Source organism: Halomonas sp. SpR1, from assembly GCF_031010175.1.
In the GTDB taxonomy this organism is placed as follows: domain Bacteria; phylum Pseudomonadota; class Gammaproteobacteria; order Pseudomonadales; family Halomonadaceae; genus Vreelandella.
The window spans coordinates 12,529-31,513 of the sequence record NZ_JAUAMB010000005.1 but is presented as its reverse complement, the minus strand read 5'-3'; the positions used below and the strand labels follow the sequence as shown (position 1 = coordinate 31,513).

The 18,985-nt window shown below is 55.8% G+C and carries 18 protein-coding genes; 10 read left to right on the top strand and 8 right to left on the bottom strand.

The genetic code is table 11. The annotated features are described in order from the left end of the window. Nucleotides 1-18 precede the first annotated feature (18 nt). From QT231_RS05395 to apaG, 4 genes are read left to right on the top strand one after another with little or no spacing between them, the layout of a single operon-like run. Nucleotides 19-1,044: a peptidylprolyl isomerase gene (locus QT231_RS05395; RefSeq protein ID WP_308335893.1), complete on the top strand. Its 1,026-nt coding sequence runs from the start codon at nt 19-21 to the stop codon at nt 1,042-1,044. Beyond that, on the top strand, nt 1,044-2,114 hold the full coding sequence (gene pdxA / locus QT231_RS05390; RefSeq protein WP_308335892.1) for a 4-hydroxythreonine-4-phosphate dehydrogenase PdxA: 1,071 nt from the start codon (nt 1,044-1,046) through the stop codon (nt 2,112-2,114). The genes QT231_RS05395 and pdxA overlap by 1 nt, the downstream gene beginning before the upstream one ends. 26 nt (nt 2,115-2,140) lie before the next feature. Further along, on the top strand, nt 2,141-2,968 hold the full coding sequence (gene rsmA / locus QT231_RS05385; protein WP_308335891.1) for a 16S rRNA (adenine(1518)-N(6)/adenine(1519)-N(6))-dimethyltransferase RsmA: 828 nt from the start codon (nt 2,141-2,143) through the stop codon (nt 2,966-2,968). Next, nucleotides 2,965-3,342 carry a Co2+/Mg2+ efflux protein ApaG gene (apaG, locus tag QT231_RS05380; RefSeq protein WP_308335890.1) on the top strand — a complete coding sequence of 126 codons (378 nt, stop codon included), beginning with the start codon at nt 2,965-2,967 and terminating at the stop codon, nt 3,340-3,342. Before rsmA ends, apaG begins: the two co-directional genes overlap by 4 nt. Here the strand turns inward: apaG and QT231_RS05375 are convergent. Both QT231_RS05375 and QT231_RS05370 read right to left on the bottom strand, forming a co-directional pair. Next, a complete protein-coding gene (locus tag QT231_RS05375; protein ID WP_308335889.1) occupies nt 3,339-4,787 on the bottom strand; it encodes a GMC oxidoreductase in 1,449 nt (482 codons plus the stop codon). The genes apaG and QT231_RS05375 overlap by 4 nt on opposite strands. Further along, a complete protein-coding gene (locus QT231_RS05370; RefSeq protein ID WP_308335888.1) occupies nt 4,787-4,966 on the bottom strand; it encodes a hypothetical protein in 180 nt (59 codons plus the stop codon). The genes QT231_RS05375 and QT231_RS05370 overlap by 1 nt, the downstream gene beginning before the upstream one ends. 235 nt (nt 4,967-5,201) lie before the next feature. Here QT231_RS05370 and QT231_RS05365 point away from each other — a divergent pair, with 235 nt between their 5' ends. Continuing rightward, nucleotides 5,202-6,023, top strand: coding sequence for a symmetrical bis(5'-nucleosyl)-tetraphosphatase (locus tag QT231_RS05365; RefSeq protein WP_308335887.1), 822 nt, complete (start codon nt 5,202-5,204; stop codon nt 6,021-6,023). Next, entirely contained in the window at nt 6,020-7,144 is a 1,125-nt protein-coding gene (locus QT231_RS05360; protein ID WP_308335886.1) for a polynucleotide adenylyltransferase, read from the top strand. The genes QT231_RS05365 and QT231_RS05360 overlap by 4 nt, the downstream gene beginning before the upstream one ends. Nucleotides 7,145-7,157: 13 nt before the next feature. Here the strand turns inward: QT231_RS05360 and folK are convergent, their stop codons facing one another. Beyond that, nucleotides 7,158-7,706 carry a 2-amino-4-hydroxy-6-hydroxymethyldihydropteridine diphosphokinase gene (gene folK / locus QT231_RS05355; RefSeq protein ID WP_308335885.1) on the bottom strand — a complete coding sequence of 183 codons (549 nt, stop codon included), beginning with the start codon at nt 7,704-7,706 and terminating at the stop codon, nt 7,158-7,160. After that, complete coding sequence (gene folB / locus QT231_RS05350; protein WP_308335884.1) at nt 7,703-8,083, bottom strand: dihydroneopterin aldolase; 381 nt, start codon at nt 8,081-8,083, stop codon at nt 7,703-7,705. Before folB ends, folK begins: the two co-directional genes overlap by 4 nt. A 103-nt stretch (nt 8,084-8,186) precedes the next feature. Between folB and plsY the strand changes: the two genes are divergently transcribed. Beyond that, entirely contained in the window at nt 8,187-8,759 is a 573-nt protein-coding gene (gene plsY / locus QT231_RS05345; protein WP_308335883.1) for a glycerol-3-phosphate 1-O-acyltransferase PlsY, read from the top strand. A 22-nt stretch (nt 8,760-8,781) separates the two neighbouring features. On the opposite strand, the gene tsaD is transcribed toward plsY, so the two are convergent. After that, nucleotides 8,782-9,837 (bottom strand): tRNA (adenosine(37)-N6)-threonylcarbamoyltransferase complex transferase subunit TsaD, encoded by a 1,056-nt coding sequence (tsaD, locus tag QT231_RS05340; protein ID WP_308335882.1) that lies wholly within the window; start codon nt 9,835-9,837, stop codon nt 8,782-8,784. A 236-nt stretch (nt 9,838-10,073) separates the two neighbouring features. Here tsaD and rpsU point away from each other — a divergent pair, with 236 nt between their 5' ends. From rpsU to rpoD, 3 genes are all read left to right on the top strand, one after another. Beyond that, the gene (gene rpsU / locus QT231_RS05335) at nt 10,074-10,289 is read left to right on the top strand and encodes a 30S ribosomal protein S21 (RefSeq protein WP_008956349.1); all 216 of its coding nucleotides are present in this window, start codon (nt 10,074-10,076) and stop codon (nt 10,287-10,289) included. 304 nt (nt 10,290-10,593) lie between these two features. Further along, nucleotides 10,594-12,462: a DNA primase gene (gene dnaG / locus QT231_RS05330; protein ID WP_308335881.1), complete on the top strand. Its 1,869-nt coding sequence runs from the start codon at nt 10,594-10,596 to the stop codon at nt 12,460-12,462. Between the two features lie 225 nt (nt 12,463-12,687). Further along, nucleotides 12,688-14,538, top strand: coding sequence for an RNA polymerase sigma factor RpoD (gene rpoD, locus QT231_RS05325; protein WP_308335880.1), 1,851 nt, complete (start codon nt 12,688-12,690; stop codon nt 14,536-14,538). A 96-nt stretch (nt 14,539-14,634) separates the two neighbouring features. Here the strand turns inward: rpoD and QT231_RS05320 are convergent, their stop codons facing one another. The 3 genes from QT231_RS05320 to QT231_RS05310 form a co-directional block, all read right to left on the bottom strand. Next, nucleotides 14,635-16,206 (bottom strand): AbgT family transporter, encoded by a 1,572-nt coding sequence (locus QT231_RS05320; protein WP_308335879.1) that lies wholly within the window; start codon nt 16,204-16,206, stop codon nt 14,635-14,637. A gap of 202 nt (nt 16,207-16,408) precedes the next feature. Further along, nucleotides 16,409-17,056: a hypothetical protein gene (locus QT231_RS05315; RefSeq protein ID WP_308335878.1), complete on the bottom strand. Its 648-nt coding sequence runs from the start codon at nt 17,054-17,056 to the stop codon at nt 16,409-16,411. 172 nt (nt 17,057-17,228) lie between these two features. Beyond that, nucleotides 17,229-18,890, bottom strand: coding sequence for a phosphoethanolamine--lipid A transferase (locus tag QT231_RS05310; RefSeq protein ID WP_308335877.1), 1,662 nt, complete (start codon nt 18,888-18,890; stop codon nt 17,229-17,231). Nucleotides 18,891-18,985 lie beyond the last annotated feature (95 nt).

Genomic DNA, 18,985 nt, shown 5'->3' with positions numbered 1-18,985 from the left:
ATGAAAGAGACGTTTGTTATGAAAATGAGAAAGCCCCTGCTAGGCCGTATGAAACAGCTCTCTGCTGGAAGCCTGCTCGCTCTGTGTGTAGGTGCAGGCCTTGCGCTGGCCCCGCTTGCACTTCAGGCGCAAAACTTCCAATCCACCCAGCGCCAGGCGTTGGACAGTGTGGTGGCGGTGGTTAACGATAATGTGATTATGCGCAGTGAGCTTAATGACCGTATGGCGCAAATCGAGCAGCAGGCGCAAGCCCAGGGCGGTAACCTTCCGCCGCGTTCTCAGCTGGAGCGCCAGGTGCTTGAGCGCATGGTGATGGAAGAGATTCAGCTGCAAATGGCCAAAGATGCCAATTTGAGCATCGATGACACCGAGCTAAACAGACAGGTTCGCTCGATTGCTGAATCCAACGGCATGACGCTGGATGAGTTTGCCGATGCCGTGGAAGCCGACGGTATGACGCTGGCCAGCGTGCGTGAAGATATTCGTCGTGAAATGTTGATGCGCCAGGTGCAGCAGCGCCAAATCAGTAACCGCGTATCAGTCAGTGACCGCGACGTTGAGCGCTTTCTAAACCAGCAGCCCGGCCAGTCCAGCGAGCAGAACTTTATTGAAGAAACCCGTGCCCGCCACGTGCTGATTGCACTGACCCCTAATCGCGATGAAAACCAAGCCCGTGCACGAGCGGAAGAGGTGCGTCAGCGTTTGGCACAGGGGGAGGATTTTGCCTCGGTGGCACGTGAGATGAGTGACGACAGCGGCACGGCCCTCAATGGCGGTGAACTGGGCTGGGTTCGCCCAGGACAAACCGTACCCGCCTTTGAAGAAGCGATGCGTGAACTGGACGTTAACCAGGTATCCCAACCTGTTCGCTCTCAGTTTGGCTACCACATAATTGAGGTAGAGGAGCGCCGTCGCCAGAATGTTACCCAAGAGAGTCGGCGTGAACAGGTGCGCCAGGCGATCTTCCAGCGCCGCGCTAACGAAGAGCTAGAAACCTGGCAGCAAGAGGTTCGCTCCCAGGCCTTTGTTGATATTCGTCTCTAATGGTAGCAAGCACTTTATCACCTGATAGCGCGTTGCCGGTGGTCGTGACCACTGGCGAACCAGCAGGTATCGGCCCAGAGCTGACACTCATGCTGGCGGCTCAAGGCAAGCTTCCAGCGAATACGGTGGCGATTGGCGACCCGGCTATGCTGCGCCAGCGCGCAGCCGCGCTGGGGCTCAATATCACCATTAATGTGTGTTCACCCGGCGAGAGCCCAAGTGGCGCCAAGGGGTTGTTAGTTTGGCCTGTCGCACTAAATGAGCCTGCTACGCCAGGCGTGCTCAATCCGGCCAATGCCGATTATGTGCTGGCTACTCTGGCGCTGGCTGTGGATGCCTGCCAGAAAGGCCAGGCTGCCGCCATGGTGACGGCACCGCTGCACAAAGGTGTGATCATCGAAGGTGGTCATCCAGGCTTTACCGGCCACACCGAGTGGCTGCGCGATGCCTGCGGCGTTGATGAGGTAGTCATGATGCTCGCCACCGATGCGGCACTGCATGCGGCGTCATCAAGCTGGCAAGGCAGTGGCGATCTGCGTGTGGCGCTGGTGACCACCCACTTGGCGCTACGCAATGTTGCCGATGCCATCACCTTTGAACGGGTAACCCGTATCAGCCGACTGCTGGCGGCCGATTTGCAGCGCCAGTTTGGGGTTGCCAAACCACGCATCGCAGTGTGCGGTTTAAACCCTCACGCCGGTGAAGATGGCCATTTGGGGCGCGAGGAGCTGGATGTGATTATTCCCGCCCTTGATGCGCTACGCGCGGAGGGTATGGATATCCTTGGCCCGTTGCCCGCAGATACGCTGTTTACCCCCAGACACCTGGCAGGTGTCGATGCGGTACTGGCGATGTATCATGACCAGGGCCTGGCGGTGTTAAAATACGCGGGCTTTGGTCAGGCAGCTAACATTACCCTGGGCTTGCCATTGGTTCGCACCTCAGTCGACCATGGCACCGCGCTGGATCTAGCCGGTAAAGGCGTGGCAGACCCCGGCAGCCTAAAAGTTGCTATCACTCTTGCCCGTCGTCTAGCCGCCCAGCGGTTGTCTGTAAGATCTCCCGATTGAATCCGCACTCCAAGGAACACCGTTTGATGTCTACTGTGCCCCAACACCGCGCTCGTAAACGCTTTGGTCAGAACTTTCTACGTGACCTCGGCATTATCTCGCGGATCGTTCGCGCCGTTGGCCCGCGCTCGACGGATCGTCTCGTCGAAATCGGCCCAGGCCAGGGAGCGTTGACCGAGCCGCTGCTGGAAGCCGCGGGGCATTTAGAAGTGATTGAACTCGACCGCGACCTGATTCCAGGCCTGCGAGTACAGTTTTTCAACTACCCTGACTTTGTAATTCATGAAGGCGATGCGCTGAAGTTTGATTTTGCCGCGCTGAGAGGTGATGGGCCTGCGCTACGCGTGGTGGGCAACCTGCCCTATAACATCTCCACACCGCTGATTGTGCATTTGCTAGCGGCAGGCAGTGCCATAGAAGATATGCACTTTATGCTGCAAAAAGAGGTCGTTGAGCGCTTAGCGGCAGAGCCCGGCGGCACCGATTGGGGGCGCCTATCGGTAATGGCCCAGTACTACTGCCAGGTCGAACAGCTGTTTATCGTACCGCCGGAAGCCTTTGTGCCACGCCCCAAGGTCGACTCGGCCATCGTGCGCTTAACTCCCCATGAAACGCTGCCCCATACGGCGGATGACCCAGCGCTGTTGTTTGAACTGGTAAAGCTCGCCTTTGGACAGCGGCGTAAAACGCTACGCAATAACTTCAAAGGGCGGGTAAGTGCCGATACCCTGGAAGACCTGGGCATTGACCCCATTCGCCGTCCGCAAACCTTGACCGTGGCGGAGTACGTGACCATTGCCAACCGTGTCGCCGCCAACGAGCAGGCAAGCGGTGAGCGGGGCAGCCAAACGTGAGTGACTTGGCGATCAATATAAGCGTTGTCCCTAGCTACCGTGCCGATGAGTCTAACGACGGCGAGTCGCGCTACGTGTTTAGCTACACCGTAACCGTGCACAATCAAAGCCCCCACAGCGTTCAACTGATGGCACGCTACTGGAAAATTACCCAGGGCGGAGGCGAGTACCAAGAAGTGCGCGGCAAAGGCGTCGTCGGCCAGCAGCCCCTGATCGGCCCTGGCCAAAGCTTTCGCTACACCAGCCGCGCCATCCTACAGACGCCCGTGGGGGTAATGGAGGGTGCCTATACGCTGCTGGATACTTCCACTCAGCGCGTTTTTGAAGCGGCGATTACACCATTCAGGTTGGCCGTGCCAATGCAACTGCATTAGGCACTCTGCGTTAGTCTATCCTCCAGATGGTCGCAAAGCCGCAGCGCCAACTGCACAAGGGTTAACGTGGGGTTGGCGTGCCCCGCGCTAGCAAAAACGCTGGAACCCGCCACGTAGAAGTTATCCTGGGCAAACAGGCGGCAGTCGGCGTTAACGATACCTTCCTCGGCATTAAGGCTCATACGCGTGCCGCCCATATGGTGTCGCCCTGCAAGCTCGCCATCGGTAGGCAGCTGCACCGGTGTATCGGCGAGCCAGGGCTCCATTTGCAGTCTGCCCACCTCGTTGTCGCGCAGATACTCCCCCAGCAACAGCATGCTTTCGCGAATAGTGCGGCGATCCAGCTCAGATTGCCGCCACACCAAGCGGCTGCGCGGTATACCCAGTTTATCCAACTCTTCGCCTAGCTCGATACGGTTGTCATAGCGCGGTTCCTGCTCCCAGGCGGCTCTTAGCACTGCGCCGTGGATTACCCGGCCTTGGGCCTGCCAAACACGCAGTCGGCCGGCCAGCGTTGGCGCCTGATCGGCGAGCTCGTCAACCAGCTCCTGAGTAGCCTCTGGGCTCATGCGGTGCAAGCGCAGCCCGCAATTCAGAATTTGCCGTGCGTTGATGGCGACAGCGGTGGGGGAGAGGAACACATTGTATTCGTCGTCCAAACCCAGCGCTGCGGGCTCAAATAGCAGTGCCTTGCCCACCGTGGCGTGGGGGTGCTCCATCCAGTAGCGCCCCAGGGTGTCGGCTTGGGGTATAAGCTGGCCATTCAACTGCTGATTGCACCACAGCAGCAGGCGCGAGTTTTCGATGCCGCCGCAGGCGAGCACAAAGTAGCGCGCCTGAACCTTGCGATAGTCGCCCCGATAATTTCTAAAAGTAGCGCTGGTAACCGTGCCGTCGTGGGTTTCCAGCGCCACCAAGTTGGCCGTTAGACAGCACTCAAGGGTGGTCGAATCGCTCAGCGTAGCGGCATGCTTCTCCTTCATTCGTGTGGGGCGACCCAGCGAAAAATAGATGCGCTTAAATCCCGCCTCAGGGATCAAATGATCGGCTGGCGTAGGCTCTTGTCCTAGTATATCAATGGCCGCGCTGTAGTAAGGCGCTAGTGCATTGCGGCCTATGGGCCAGGCCGTTTCGCTGGCGGCTGCTTTGGCATTGAAGTCGTAGCGATCCAAGGGGCGGCAAATGCCGCCCCAGTGGTTGGTCGACCCGCCCAAATGGCGCAGCCGAGCGCCATACAGGGGAATGTAGGGATCGCCGACAACGTCGCCTCGGTAGCACTCTTGGGAGCGTTCGCTGTAGTCTGCATCGCCACCTTCGCAGAGCAGTATGCGGTGCCCGCGCTCCGCCAAAGTCACCGCCATAGCAATACCCGCTGCACCTGCGCCAATAATGCAGGCATCCCAGGTGTTGCTGTGTTCGCTGATATCCTCAAAGTCGATATACATCAGCGGTCACTGCTGCGCAGTAGCCAGCCATTGACCGTCACCGCAGAGGGCGGCGGGGCGGGCTTGGGAGTGGCGGCCCGCGCGCTAGGCAGTAGCACTGTGCCAGGCAGTGTGAGTGCGCCAAGGCCAGCTAGCGTTGCCGCTCGCAGCAGCCCGCGTCGAGAATGATCCATGGTCATAGGCGTATCGTTTTCCTTAACAGTTATTACCAAGTGGCTCAGCTATCGAAAGGCGAAGTTATCGAATGACTAAGCTATCGAATGGCTTAAAAACATCAAAGCTTACTTTTTATAGTGATCCAGGTTAGCCCTTTTAACCAGTATTAATCATCATCATAAACGGCCAATGGCAGGCGGAGGTTGCCGCTGAGGTGGTAGTATTTCGCCTACTCACTTTATTAAAAAGGCCTTACGCATGAGCACCTATGCGATCGGCGATCTGCACGGCTGCCACGCCGAATTTGTAGCGCTACTTGAGAAACTCAACTTCAACCCCGAGCGGGATACGCTATGGCTAGTGGGCGATTTGATTAATCGAGGCCCAGGGTCGTTAGCGTGCCTGCGCGAAGTGCGCGCACTGGGTAGCGCCGCCCGCAGCGTATTGGGTAACCACGACTTTCATTTGCTGGTCGTGGCGCGTGGCGGTGGCAAGCTGAGAAAAAACGATACCCTGAGCGATATCCTTGACGCCCCTGATCGCGAAGCGTTGCTGGACTGGCTACAGTGCCAGCCGCTTAGCGTAAGTGAAAACGGAACGCTAATGACCCATGCCGGGCTGTTACCCCAGTGGAGCGTGGCCCAAACCGAGTCTCTAGGGCGTGAAGTGCAGGCGGCGCTCGCCAGCGAAACATCTGGTGAGTTTTTAACCCAGCTGTTTGGCAACCAGCCGGATGCCTGGCGCGACGACCTGGACGGCATGGATCGCCTGCGCCTGATTGTCAATGTACTCACCCGGATGCGCTTTATTGACGCCCAGGGGCGTCTGGACTTTACCGCCAAAGAAGGGCTGGATAGCGCCCCAGCGGGCTTTCTGCCCTGGTTTCAATACCCGCGTGGCGATGACACCCGGCTGCTCTTCGGTCACTGGGCGGCGCTGGAGGGGCGTACCCCTCAGGCGCGGGTGCCCGTTGAAGCGCTGGATACGGGCTGCGTCTGGGGTGGACGGCTAACCGCGCTCAATCTGGACAGCGGTGAGCGAACCAGTGTATCTAGCCATCAGCGGGGAAAACGACAGTGAGTGAGTCAAGCAGTGATCCACGCTTGGCGGGCCTGAACGTGTATCGGGTCGGCGGTGCCGTACGCGACGCGCTGCTGGGCTGGCCGGTTTACGACAATGATTGGGTCGTGGTGGGCGCTACGCCAGATGCCATGCGCAAGCGCGGCTTTAAACCTGTAGGACGTGACTTTCCGGTATTTCTGCACCCGGACACGGCCGAGGAGTACGCCCTGGCTCGCACCGAGCGCAAGTCTGGCCACGGCTATGGCGGGTTTGAAGTACACGCCAGCCCCGATGTTAGCCTGGAAGAGGATCTACTGCGTCGCGATCTGACGATTAATGCTATTGCCCAGAGCCCGGAGGGCGAATTAACCGACCCGTTTAATGGTCAAGGCGATATTGAGCGGCGCGTGCTTCGGCATATTTCAGCAGCCTTTAGCGAAGACCCTCTGCGGGTGCTGCGTACCGCACGCTTTCTGGCCCGCTATGCCTCGCTGGGCTTCACCATTGCCCCTGAAACCCTGGCGCTGATGCGCCAAGTGAGCCAGAGTGGCGAACTTGAGCACCTGGCCGCCGAGCGGGTGTGGGTCGAAACCGAAAAAGCGCTAGGCGAGCCAAGCCCCGCGATCTATTTCACCACCCTTGAACGCTGCGACGCCCTCTCCGTATGGTGGCCAGAATTGCTGGGCGAGGCGCTAGAAGAGGGCCTGGAGGCATTAGCTCAAACGCCTTCCAGCAGTGCTCCGGCGTTGGCCCATTGGCGCTATGCGCAGCTGGTATCGCCGCTAAGCGCTGAGCAGCGTGATGTCCTGGCGGAGCGACTCAAGCTACCCAATGCCGTGGCTCAGCTTGCTCGCCATACCGCGCTTACCCATGCGCTATTAGCCGCTGGGTTGGAGGGCTCAAAGGTGCTGCACTGGCTGGAGCGTCTGGATGGCTGGCGTAAGCCCGAGCAGGTCGAGGCGCAACTGGCGTTAGTCAAGGTGCTGGCGCCTGGTCAGGTTGGTCAGCTTGAAAGCGCCTGGCAGGCTGCCCGAGAGGTTAGCCCCCAGGCGCTGATAGCCGAAGGGTATAAAGGGGCAGCGCTGGGGGAGGCCTTGCGTGAGCGCCGGGGGCTGGCCGTGGAAGCTGCGCTAACCTAGCAGGCCTAGCAGCTTATCGGCGTGCCGCCGCCAGAAGGGGCTGTTCATCAGCTTGGGAGATCCAACGGCCACGCCAGCTGAAATCCACCGCCCAGAGGCGCTGGCTGCCTAGCTCGAAGGCGCTCCATAGCGCGGCATAAGAGGTGCCGCAGCGAGGATGGCGCTGTTCGGGCAGCAGCTCTGCAAGCGGCTGCAAAACAAACGCATTATGGGTAATTTCGACGCGCGGCAGGGCAATATCGTCAACGGTGCCGCAGAGGTTGCCTACAGTGAGCAAGTCGATATCCAGCGCGCGGGGGCTGAATTTGGCAATATTGGGCAAGCGGCCATGCTCAATTTCGAGCTGTTTGCCCCACGCCTGCAGTTCGCCGGGTGTCCAAGCGCTGTGAAACGCCACCACCAGGTTATAGAAATTACGGTTGTCGGCGAAACCGACCGGCTCGCTTTCAAATACCCGGGATATCTGCAGGGGCCCGAAGGTATCGGCAAGCGCATCAAGACAGCAGCGAATATGCCGAGTGGGGTGAATATTGCTGCCTAGGCTAACCGTCACCAGGTTCATGCGCTGACCTCCTGGGCTGCCTCCGGCAGGGCGCCGCGAGTAATTTCCAGGCCGACGCTGGCCGCGTTGGGAACCGCCCCCGGTTTACGTACCGTCAAGCGCAGCCAAGTGATGGGAAACTCCGTACGCAGACACTCTGCGAGGCGTTCGGCGAAGGTCTCTACCAGCGCGAATTGGTGGGCATCGGCAAACCGCTGAATGCGCTGACAGATAGCGGCGTAATCCAGAGTGAGACGTAAATCGTCAGTGGCTGCCGCCGAGCGAATATCGGTCGCCAATACCAAGTCTAAGCTTAGCGACTGTTGAATCGAGCGCTCCCAATCGTAGACACCAATGACGGTGTCGACGCTTAACGCCTCAATCAAAATGCGATCCATCCAGCTTCCCCCTACGGTAACAAGCGGGCGATTGTACGTTAGGATGGGGTTAAACGACAGTAAGCCAGGCTATCGAGACGGTCTATAAAGCGAGCATACAGCCATGGGTTGGATAGTGGTGGGGTATTTTAGCGGCAGTTGGCTGGCAGCGCTGAGCGTATGCCGCCTGGCTGGCGTGGATGATCCTCGCCAACACGGCTCATGTAATCCCGGTTTTTCCAATGTACTGCGCCTATATGGCCCCCGCTTAGCGGCAGCGACACTGTTGTTAGACGCCTTAAAAGCCATGCCCGCCGTGCTGGGTGCAAAGCTGATGAGCTATCCGGTCTGGCTGCAGGGGGTGGTGGGGCTGGCTGTACTGCTAGGCCACAGCTTTCCACTGTGGTATGGCTTTCGCGGCGGTAAAGCGGTGGCCAGTGCCTTTGGCGTGCTGCTGGTACTGGTGCCCCAGGTGGCGCTACTGAGTGCAGCGGTATGGGCGCTACTGGCGTGGCGACTAAAAACAGCGGCGCTGGCCTCGCTGGTGAGCGCGCTAGTAGCGCCGTTGGCCTGTGGCTGGTTTGCGCCGGAGTATGTGATGGTGGTGGGGGGCTTCAGCCTGTTGGTGGTGGCCCGCCACGGGCTCAATATTCGCCGGCTTCGAAGCGGTGAAGAGCCGCCTTTTCGCGGCTCCTAGGGGACTCGTTTGAGTGTGCTGCTTAGCGGCCAAAGATCGTCGGTGGCGCCAGTTGAGCCAATGGCCAGCGGGGCGTCGCCTGCATCATGCCGGGGGCGTCGCACTCGCCCGCCGCCAAGCGTTGAGCACCCACATAAGCAATCATGGCGCCATTGTCGGTACAGAACCGCCCGCGTGGATAGTAGGCGCGGGCCTGACGTTTTTCACACTCAGCCTGCAACCGTTCGCGCAGACGATGATTGGCGCTCACCCCGCCTGCGACCACCAAGCGCTTCAAGCCGGTTTGATCCAGCGCTCGACGGCACTTGATCACCAGCGTATCGACCACGGCCTCTTCAAAGGCGCGGGCGACGTCGGCGCGGGCCTGGGCGTCGAGTTCACCGGCTGTTTCCAACTGGCGAATGGCTGTCATGGTGTGGGTTTTTAAGCCCGAGAAACTGAAGTCGAGCCCCGGTCTGTCGGTCATGGGGCGCGGGAAGCGAAAACGTTTGGGGTCACCCTGTTCCGCCAGCTTGGCGACCTGTGGTCCACCAGGGTAGGCTAGCCCAAGCATTTTGGCAGCTTTGTCAAAGGCTTCACCTGCGGCATCGTCCACCGATTCGCCGAGCAGCTGATAGCGGCCCAGCCCCTGAACTTCGACCAGTTGGGTATGGCCGCCGGAGACCAGCAGCGCCACGAAGGGAAACTCGGGTGATTCGTCCTCAAGCATCGGTGCTAGCAAATGGCCTTCCATATGGTGTACGCCGAGCACGGGGATATTTAAAGCGCGCGCCATGCCGTGAGCCGTACTGGCTCCCACCATTAATGCGCCGACCAAACCCGGGCCTGCGGTGTAAGTGATGCCATCCAGGTCGCGGCGCGTCAGCTTGGCGTCACTAAGTACCTGCTCAATCAGCGGCAGCAGCTTGCGGGTATGATCGCGAGAAGCGAGTTCGGGCACCACACCGCCAAATTCTGCATGCATGGCGATTTGGCTATACAGCGCGTCGGCAAGCAGCCCCTTGCCGCCGCTTAACGCGGTGTCGTAAAGCGCGACACCCGTTTCGTCGCAGGATGTTTCAATGCCCAGCACACGCATAAAGAGGGACTCTCAAAGGCTATTCAAAAGATGTAAAGGTGAAAAACACAAGGGCAGTAGTCTAACATTGTCGCAGCAGGTCAGCGTAAGCATTTGCAATGATGGTCAACGACGACTAAACTACTGTGCGCTGTAAAACTGGGTCGTACACCGCTTTGTTAGTCGCGATATTAACCGCGATATCGCAGTGTACGTACTATCCGAACTCAAGACTCCTTAAGGTAGGTGAGTGCTTAATGCCTTCTGTAAAAGTACGTGATAACGAGCCGTTTGACGTCGCCCTGCGTCGCTTCAAGCGTTCTTGCGAAAAAGCCGGTGTTCTTTCTGAAGTACGCCGCCGCGAGCACTATGAGAAGCCGACTGCTGAGCGCAAGCGCAAAGCGGCCGCTGCCGTAAAACGCCACGCTAAGAAAGTTCAGCGTGAGCAAAAGCGTTTCGAACGGCTCTATTGATCCGTACCCGAGGGGGCCGGAGCAGTTAGCTGGTCGTCTCAAGAGGGATGCCAAGCGGCCGCCACTAGGTGGCCGTTTGTTTTTGACTGTCGTTTTCAAGGCTGTCGTTTCGCAAAACCGTCGCTGTTTATGGTGATCTGATCGGGTAATAGGTCTGATGAGCTTAAGCAGTGTTTTTAAGAACCGTTTTTAAGAACCTTTTTTAAGAACGGCTTTTAAGAAAGGCTTTTAAGAACGATTGCTGAAAACAGGTTTTAAAAACAGTCTAGAAAGTTAGCGCTTTGCGCGAGGATGCCCGTAGTTCATGGCAGGCCAAATTCCACAGCGTTTCATTGATGACCTGTTAGGCCGCGTTGACGTGGTCGAGGTGGTTGGTGAGCGCGTGCAGCTTAAAAAGGCTGGCCGCAACTACTCAGGGCTGTGTCCCTTCCATCAAGAGAAAACCCCATCGTTTACCGTCAGTGCTGATAAGCAGTTTTATCACTGCTTTGGCTGCGGAGCTAATGGTAATGCACTACGCTTCTTGATGGAGTACGACAAGTTACCGTTTCCAGAAGCGGTAGAGCAGTTGGCTGGACGCCTGGGTATTGAAGTGCCGAGGGAAGGCGCTGATGACCCGCGTGCCCAGCAGCGCGAAAAGAAGCGCAAAGAGGGCGTAAACCTGCTCGAGCTCGCCGCCAGTTTTTATCGCGAGCGGTTAAAGATGCAGGAGGGCCAGCCCGCCCAGCGCTACCTGTCGGGGCGTGGGCTCTCGGACGAGGTGATCAAGACCTATGGCATTGGATACGCGCCAGCGGGTTGGGAGGCACTGAAACAGCACCTCAGTGAGCGCGGTATTGGTGAGCCTGTTCAGGTCGAGTACGGCCTGCTGATTCATCGCGAAGATACCGGGCGTACCTACGACCGCTTTCGTGATCGGGTCATGTTCCCGATTCGTGACCTGCGTGGGCGTACGATTGCTTTCGGCGGCAGGGTGATGGGGGATGATCAGCCCAAATACCTTAACTCGCCGGAGACACCTGTATTCCATAAAGGCCGCGAGCTTTACGGCTTGTATGAGGCGCGCCAAGTCTCGAACAAGCTTGAGCAGCTGGTCATGGTCGAAGGCTATATGGATGTGGTGGCACTGGCGCAGTACGGAATTCACAACGCTGTGGCGACGCTGGGTACCGCCACCACGGAAGACCACTTGACCCGCCTTTTTCGACTGGTGAGCCGCGTGGTGTTCTGTTTTGACGGTGACCGGGCGGGAAGGCAGGCGGCCAGCCGGGCGTTGGAAACCGCGCTGCCACAAATGATTGATGGCCGTGAAGCGCGCTTTCTGTTTCTGCCCGAAGGTGATGACCCTGACACCCTGGTGCGTCGTGAAGGCACCCAGGCATTTCAGGATCGTGTGACCTGTGCTATGCCGCTGTCGGAGTTTCTATTCGAGCAAGCGGCCCAGGGGCGCGACTTGAACACTGTGGAAGGGCGCGAGCGGTTTGCCAGTCAGGTGCTCGAAGCATTGAACAAAGTGCCCGAAGGCATGCTCAAATCGTTACTGCTGGAGTCATTGGCAAAGCGTAGCGGGTTGGCGCAAGAGCAGTTGAAAGTGCTGCTTGAAAAGCGTGCCCAGGCATCGCAGCGATCCGTCGCCAAAGGTGACGCTTCGCAGGAGCAGGCAGAGCAGGTGGAGCCCGATTCGGCCTCATCCGCCATGCCCAGCGCTATTTTGGCAGCGCCAAACCGCTCAGCGCGCTCACGTTCCCAGGCGCTCTCCCCGGTTGGGCGTATTGTGCAGCTGTTATTGCACGAGCCCAATCTGGTGGCCACGCTGCCTGAGAGCCTGGAGTGGTTGCCGGAAGATGAGAATGCGTCGCTATGCCGAGAGCTGATTGAACTGCTCAAGGCAGGGCGCTATCGCAGCCCGCAAGTGGTGTTGGCGCATTTTCAAGGCAGCCAGCAGGGGCAGGCCTTGGCGGCCTTCGCCAAACGCGAGCTGTTGATTCCCAAGGCAGACCGGGAAGCAGAGCTGCAGGGCTTGGTGGAACATTTGCAGTATGTTCAGCGTCAGCGTTCTCCCCAAGAGGAGTACGCGGCGTTGCTGGCGCAGGAGCGCGCCGGGCAGAAGTTGGATAAGGAGCAGCGGCGGCGTTTGGCAAGCTTGGTAATGGAGCTTGCCCAGCGCCAATGAGGCGGTGTCTTGGGCGATGGGGTTGAATTCCTAACGTTTCAGCACCAGATATAGGGTCAGCCACCGAGCGTTGGCCTAACCGAACAAACTAACACACCTGAATTACCGCGCAAATACGTCGAGCTGGAAAATTTCCTGCTATTTACGCTATACTGTACGGCTTGTTGAGTTTAATCGATTCAGCGCTCCAGGTGTTTCATTCTTCTTCGTCGAGATAGGGTTTCTATGGCTGGAAATGCGCAGCAGCAGTCGCGTCTGAAGGAGTTGATCGCTCGAGGCAAGGAACAGGGTTACCTGACCTATGCCGAGGTCAACGACCATCTACCCGAGGATATCGCCGACCCGGATCAAGTGGAAGACATCATTGGCATGATCAACGACATGGGTATAAGTGTCGCTGAAGAAGCGCCAGATGAAGACACTTTGATGATGTCGGATCACTCCACGGACGAGTCCGCTGCGGAAGAGGCCGTAGCGGCTCTTGCCGCCGTGGAAAGCGATGTAGGTCGCACCACTGACCCCGTACGCATGTACATGCGTGAAATGGGCACGGTTGAACTTCTGACCCGTGAAGGCGAAATCGAAATCGCCAAGCGGATCGAAGAGGGTACCCGTGAAGTGATGTCGTCTCTGGCCTATTTGCCGGGGGCCGTCGCGTCCATTCTGGACGCCTATGACGCCACCCAGGATGAAGAAGCGCCAGGGCGTCTTTCGGATCTGTTTTCGGGCTTTATCGATCCCGATGAGGGCATCCCCGGCGTCGCCGAAGCAGAGGTGCCTGAGCCGGAGCCTGAAACCGATATTGACGACGACGTTGAGAGCGACGGCGACGATGAGGACGAGGACTCTACGGCCAGTGAAGGTGGCCCGGATCCTGAGGAAGCGCGTGCGCGTTTCGAGCAGATTCGAGAGCAGAACGCCTTGGTGGAAGCGGCGTTTGCCAAGTATGGCCGCGGCAGTGCCGAGCTAAAGGCTGAGCAAGCCCGTCTGGCGGTACTTTTCTCGCCCATCAAGCTGGTACCCAAGCACTTTGAGCGCTTAGTTGGTCAGGTGCGTATCAGCGTTGAACAGGTGCGTGCCCAAGAGAAAGCGGTCATGCAGCTGTGCGTCAAAAAAGCCAAGGTGCCGCGCAAGACGTTCATCAAGTCGTTTCCTGGCAACGAGTCGAGCAAAACATGGCTGGATGAATTCCAGGCGGCGCAGAGCAAGTACGCCGATCGCCTTGAGCCGCTGCGCGCCGATATTGCCCGAGCCCAGCGCAAGATCGCCTTTGAAGAAGATATGGTGCAGCTCTCGGTTGCCGATCTCAAAGAGGTGAACCGCAAGCTCTCGATTGGTGAGGCGAAAGCTCGCCGCGCCAAGAAAGAGATGGTTGAGGCTAACCTGCGCTTGGTGATCTCGATCGCCAAAAAGTATACCAACCGTGGTTTGCAGTTCCTGGATCTCATCCAGGAAGGCAACATCGGCTTGATGAAAGCGGTTGATAAGTTCGAATACCGCCGCGGCTATAAGTTCTCGACCTATGCTACCTGGTGGATTCGTCAGGCAATCACCCGCTCGATTGCCGACCAGGCGCGCACCATTCGTATTCCGGTGCACATGATTGAGACGATCAACAAGCTCAATCGCGTATCGCGCCAGATGCTGCAGGAAATGGGCCGTGAGCCGACGCCGGAAGAGCTCGGCGAGCGTTTGGAAATGCCGGAAGATAAAGTACGCAAGGTGCTCAAAATCGCCAAAGAGCCGATCTCCATGGAGACGCCGATTGGTGACGACGACGATTCACACCTGGGCGACTTTATCGAAGATGGCACTATGCTACTGCCCATTGATATGGCCACCGGTGAAGGTCTTATCGAAGCCACGCGCAACGTACTAGGCGGCTTGACCGCCCGTGAAGCGAAAGTGCTGCGCATGCGTTTCGGTATCGATATGAATACCGACCATACGCTGGAAGAGGTAGGTAAGCAGTTTGACGTAACGCGTGAGCGAATCCGTCAGATTGAAGCCAAAGCGCTGCGCAAGCTGCGCCACCCCAGCCGCTCGGAGCCACTGCGTTCGTTCCTTGACGAGTGAATGCAGTAAGTAGTGAGTGGTGAATAGCCACCGCTAAGATCAAAAAGCCCGCCGTTCTTTGAACGGCGGGCTTTTTGCGTTAAAGGATGTAAGGTCTTACAGCGTGTAGTAGGTGGCGGAGCCAGGGCCAACAGGTAAGCCAAACACAAAAACCCAAACGAAGAACAGCAGGCTCCATCCAATCAGCATAAACAGCGTATAGGGAAGCATAATAGCAACCAGCGTACCAATGCCCATATCTTTCCGGTAGCGAGTTGCTACGGCTAGAATCAGGCCAAAGTAGCTCATCATCGGGGTGATCAGATTAGTGACTGAATCACCGATACGATAGGCTGCTTGAATGACCTCGGGTGCGTAGCCCATTAACATTAACATGGGTACAAAAATGGGAGCCGTCACCGCCCACTGTGCCGAGGCGCTGCCCAACGACAAGTTGACGAACGCACACATAATAATGAACAGAGCAAACAGGCCTGGGCCGCGTAGTCCGAGAGATTCTAGTAGATCCGCACCAGCAATCGCGGTCACGGTACCAAAGTTACTCCAGTTAAACAGTGCCACGAACTGAGCAGCGAAGAACACCAGAACAATGTATAAGCCCAGGCTGCTCATGCTTTTAGCCATGGCATCTACCACATCGCGGTCATTGTGCATGGTGCCTGCCAAGCGGCCATAGACAAAGCCCAATAGAGTGAATGACACCGCTACAATCACAACAATTCCGCGTAAAAAAGGCGAGCCGCTTATTAGCCCCGTTTCAGGGTTGCGCAGTATGCCACTCTCCGGCACTACCATCCCGGCGACCAGAGCAACTAATACCAGTGTGGCTAAGCCGGTACCTTTTAGGGCACGTTTTTCTGTTGATGAGAGACCGCCCATGCTTTGATGGTTAATGTCACTATCGGCTTGATCAGAGTCGAATTTACCCAGCTTGGGTTCTACGATGCGCTCGGTGACTAAGCCACCAATCAGTGTCACAAAGAAGGTACTGACGAACATAAAGAACCAATTAGCTTCTGCACCCACTATATAGGCAGGATCGAGAAGTCGCGCCGCTTCCTGGGTAATGCCTGAAAGTAATGGGTCAACTGTGCCGATTAGCAGGTTAGCGCTATACCCCCCAGAAACACCGCAGAACGCAGCAGCTAGACCCGCAAGGGGATGCCTGCCCAATGAGTGGAATATCATAGCGGCAAGCGGAATCAGTACTACATAGCCAAGCTCTGCGGCCATATTAGACATAATGCCTGCAAAGACTACCGCGTAAGTAACAATTCGGGGTGACCGGTTGAGCACTAAGGCGCGCATGGTCGCGGAGAGCAGTCCCGAATGCTCGGCAACGCCTACGCCTAGCATAGCCACCAACACGGTGCCAAGCGGGGCGAAGCTAGTGAAATTGGTCACCATTTCAGTGACTAGTCGGCGTAAACCTTCGGCATTAAGCAAAGAGTTAACGGCGATCCATTCGCCTTCATTGGCGGGCCGAGGGTCAGCCACGGAAACCCCAAAAGCTGCCGCGACCCCGCTTGCAACAACGACTAATACGCACAGTATTGCAAACAGAGTAACGGGGTGAGGAAGTAGGTTACCCAGCCACTCAACACTATCTAGAAAACGGGTGAAAAAGCCTCGCTGCAGGTTTTTTTCATCATGCTTGGTTTTATTCATAAGGTTTATGTCGTCAATGTAAGGGTTTCTAGTAAAAAATATGGTTGTGAAGCATAGCGAGCGACACTACGTTGAAGCGCAGCGGGTCGCAAACGGCTTTTTGCATAACGAGATTCGAAAAATGAAACGCCACCTTGCCAAGCAAAGGCGGCGTTTATTAGTGATTACTTGAGGGACTTACAGCGGGCAGAAGTAAGGGGGGTTAAGACGATGTTTGCCGAGCCCGATAAACACGCCGGGCCAGGAGCAGTAGCTCCAGCGTGGCGATCAAGATCAGGCTGTAACCGAGCAGCTCTACAACTTCTTCAGCGACGCTCTTAAAGGTACCCGAGTAGCTGTCTTCAAGGATGGCTTGCCAGAATTCTTGCCGTCCATATAAACGTGAGAAAATGTAGGTGGTTAAAACGCCAGCCGTAAACATACCAAAGGCAAAGGTATTGCTGTAATGGGTGAACTCCTCCAAAAAGCGTTGGCGCTGCTTAACCACCCAGAAAAGCGTGGGGAGAATAATCAGCGCAACCAGCACCTTCCAGGTGTTGTCAGCGACATAGGTATCTAAAAAGTGATCCTGCTCACGCACTAGTGAGGCGGCCAAAAACGCTAACAGTAGCAGCGTGACGTTGGGCCAGACTTTAAGTACCTGGCGAATATAAATCAGCATGGTGCAGCAAGTGGCCAGTACCAGCGTTTGGGTAAACTCGGTATAGCCCCACTCTGAAAAGCGTACTGAGGGCAGATAAAGTGCTTCTAAATAGGCGCCTTGGGTGATCGCACCAACAAACAGTACGTAGAGAACCGCACGCACTAAGAGGGGGCGAAAGCCGATAGGCCAGGGAGGGGGAGTAGACATACCAACATCCTTTGTGGGTAAGCAGCGCCGCTGTTCGTAGATACAAACATGCATGGGTGAATGTTCATTATATCGTCACACTTATATGACCGCACGTCGATACTGTGGCTAATTGCTCGGCGGCGCTGCAAAGTGCCCATAGGGGGCGTCTCTACAACCAAACACTGCAGACCTAGCCAGAACACGGCTTACTGATATCCAATTCGTCCTGGTAAATCATTGTTGATACATTTAGTAATCCCAGTACGCTGTGGAATAAGTTGTCATGCGAAGCGGGGTTTTCAGCAATTTCGTTTAGGCACTCAATATCTATACTTTCGCGTTGAGAAAAAGTGGGTGAAAGCCACCACAACATGGGGATATGCGTTTGTTCATCCGGTGCAATGGCATAAGGAATACCATGTAGATAAAGCCCTTTCTCACCAAGCGATTCTCCGTGGTCAGATAGATAGATCATTGAGGCATCATAGTTTGATTGATTGGCTAGCATTTCAATGGTCTGGCTCAAAATATGATCTGTATAAAGAATAGCGTTATCGTAGCTATTAGTAATTTCTTCTTGAGAGCACTGCGATAAGTCGGCAGTTTTACATGTGGGCATGAACCTTTCGAAATTGCTGGGATAGCGTTGAAAATAACTTGGGCCATGATTACCTAGTTGGTGCAGAATAATAACCGTGTCACGTGGGTTTGGTTGACTTATCTGCTGACTAAGTTCGTAAACAAGTGCTTCATCTAAACAGCGTCCTTCTTGACAAAGCTGTGGATACTCATCAGCCGTTATCTTCCAATTTGCCACACGATCACAGACGCCTTTACAACCTGATTGGTTTTCTATCCATATGACATTCAGGCCAGCACGCTTCAGCACGTCAAGCAAAGATTCATGCTGTCGAGCATAAGCTTTATCGTATTCGCGACGACCAGGCAGAGAAAACATGCAAGGTAAGGAAACTGCTGTACTCGTACCGCAAGACGTTACCTGTTTAAAATTAATAACAGACGACAGATTGGTCAATTCAGGTGTTGTTTGGCGTTGATAATCATTAAGCCCCCAGTTTGCGGCCCGCACAGCTTCGCCCACCACAATGACGAGAAGCTTGGGTTTTGCTTCTTCGTTTGGTTCCATAAATGCATCCGCTCCAACAGACAAGCGTGGAGTATCAGCAGATGGCGCTTCGCTAGTGATTACTTTCACCATGGAAACCAGGTAGTTACCTGGTGTTATTAGGTAGCGAAGCTCCTTGTTATTGCGCATTAGTGACGACACATCTTGATAAGATAGGATGGTCGAAAGCAGGAGTACAGCCACTCCGCCTAGCCAATAGGCAAGGCGACGTAACATGGCTTTGGGCCAGGTCGTTTTCTTGAGGTCGACTCGCCACAACACTATCGAAGGCAGAATAAAATAAAGCGATAAGTGGAAAAGCAGACCGAGCGTTAAAAGTTCCCGAGCTTCACTGGTATCTGTCTGCAACACATTGTCCAGCATGGTCGTATCAAAATAGACCCCGTAAGAGCTAGTAAAGTAACTAACGGAAGAAGCCACAAGGAGTAATATTGTCAGTACAATCTTGGAAGACCAATAAAAAGAAAATAATAAAAATACAACAAAGTGAAGGCTGGTGATAATTAAAAACATAAGAATCACTATTCCGATTGAACTGGCTTCACTTATATCGTATCTATGTAAAACTTCTTTCCATAAGGAATTGTTATATATCAGAGTGAATGATATTGTGACCAGCAGTGTAAGCAAGTCAGAACTTATGCGTGGACGATAGCTTATAGCTCGGTAGATAGATTTGTAACCAAACAGTATGTTCCTATTCATGATGTCTGCTACCATTTTTTAGTGAATCATAATATGAATAAGTGATTTGGATATAACGTGCGACTAAATAGCTTGTATTAGCTTTTTTTAGTCAT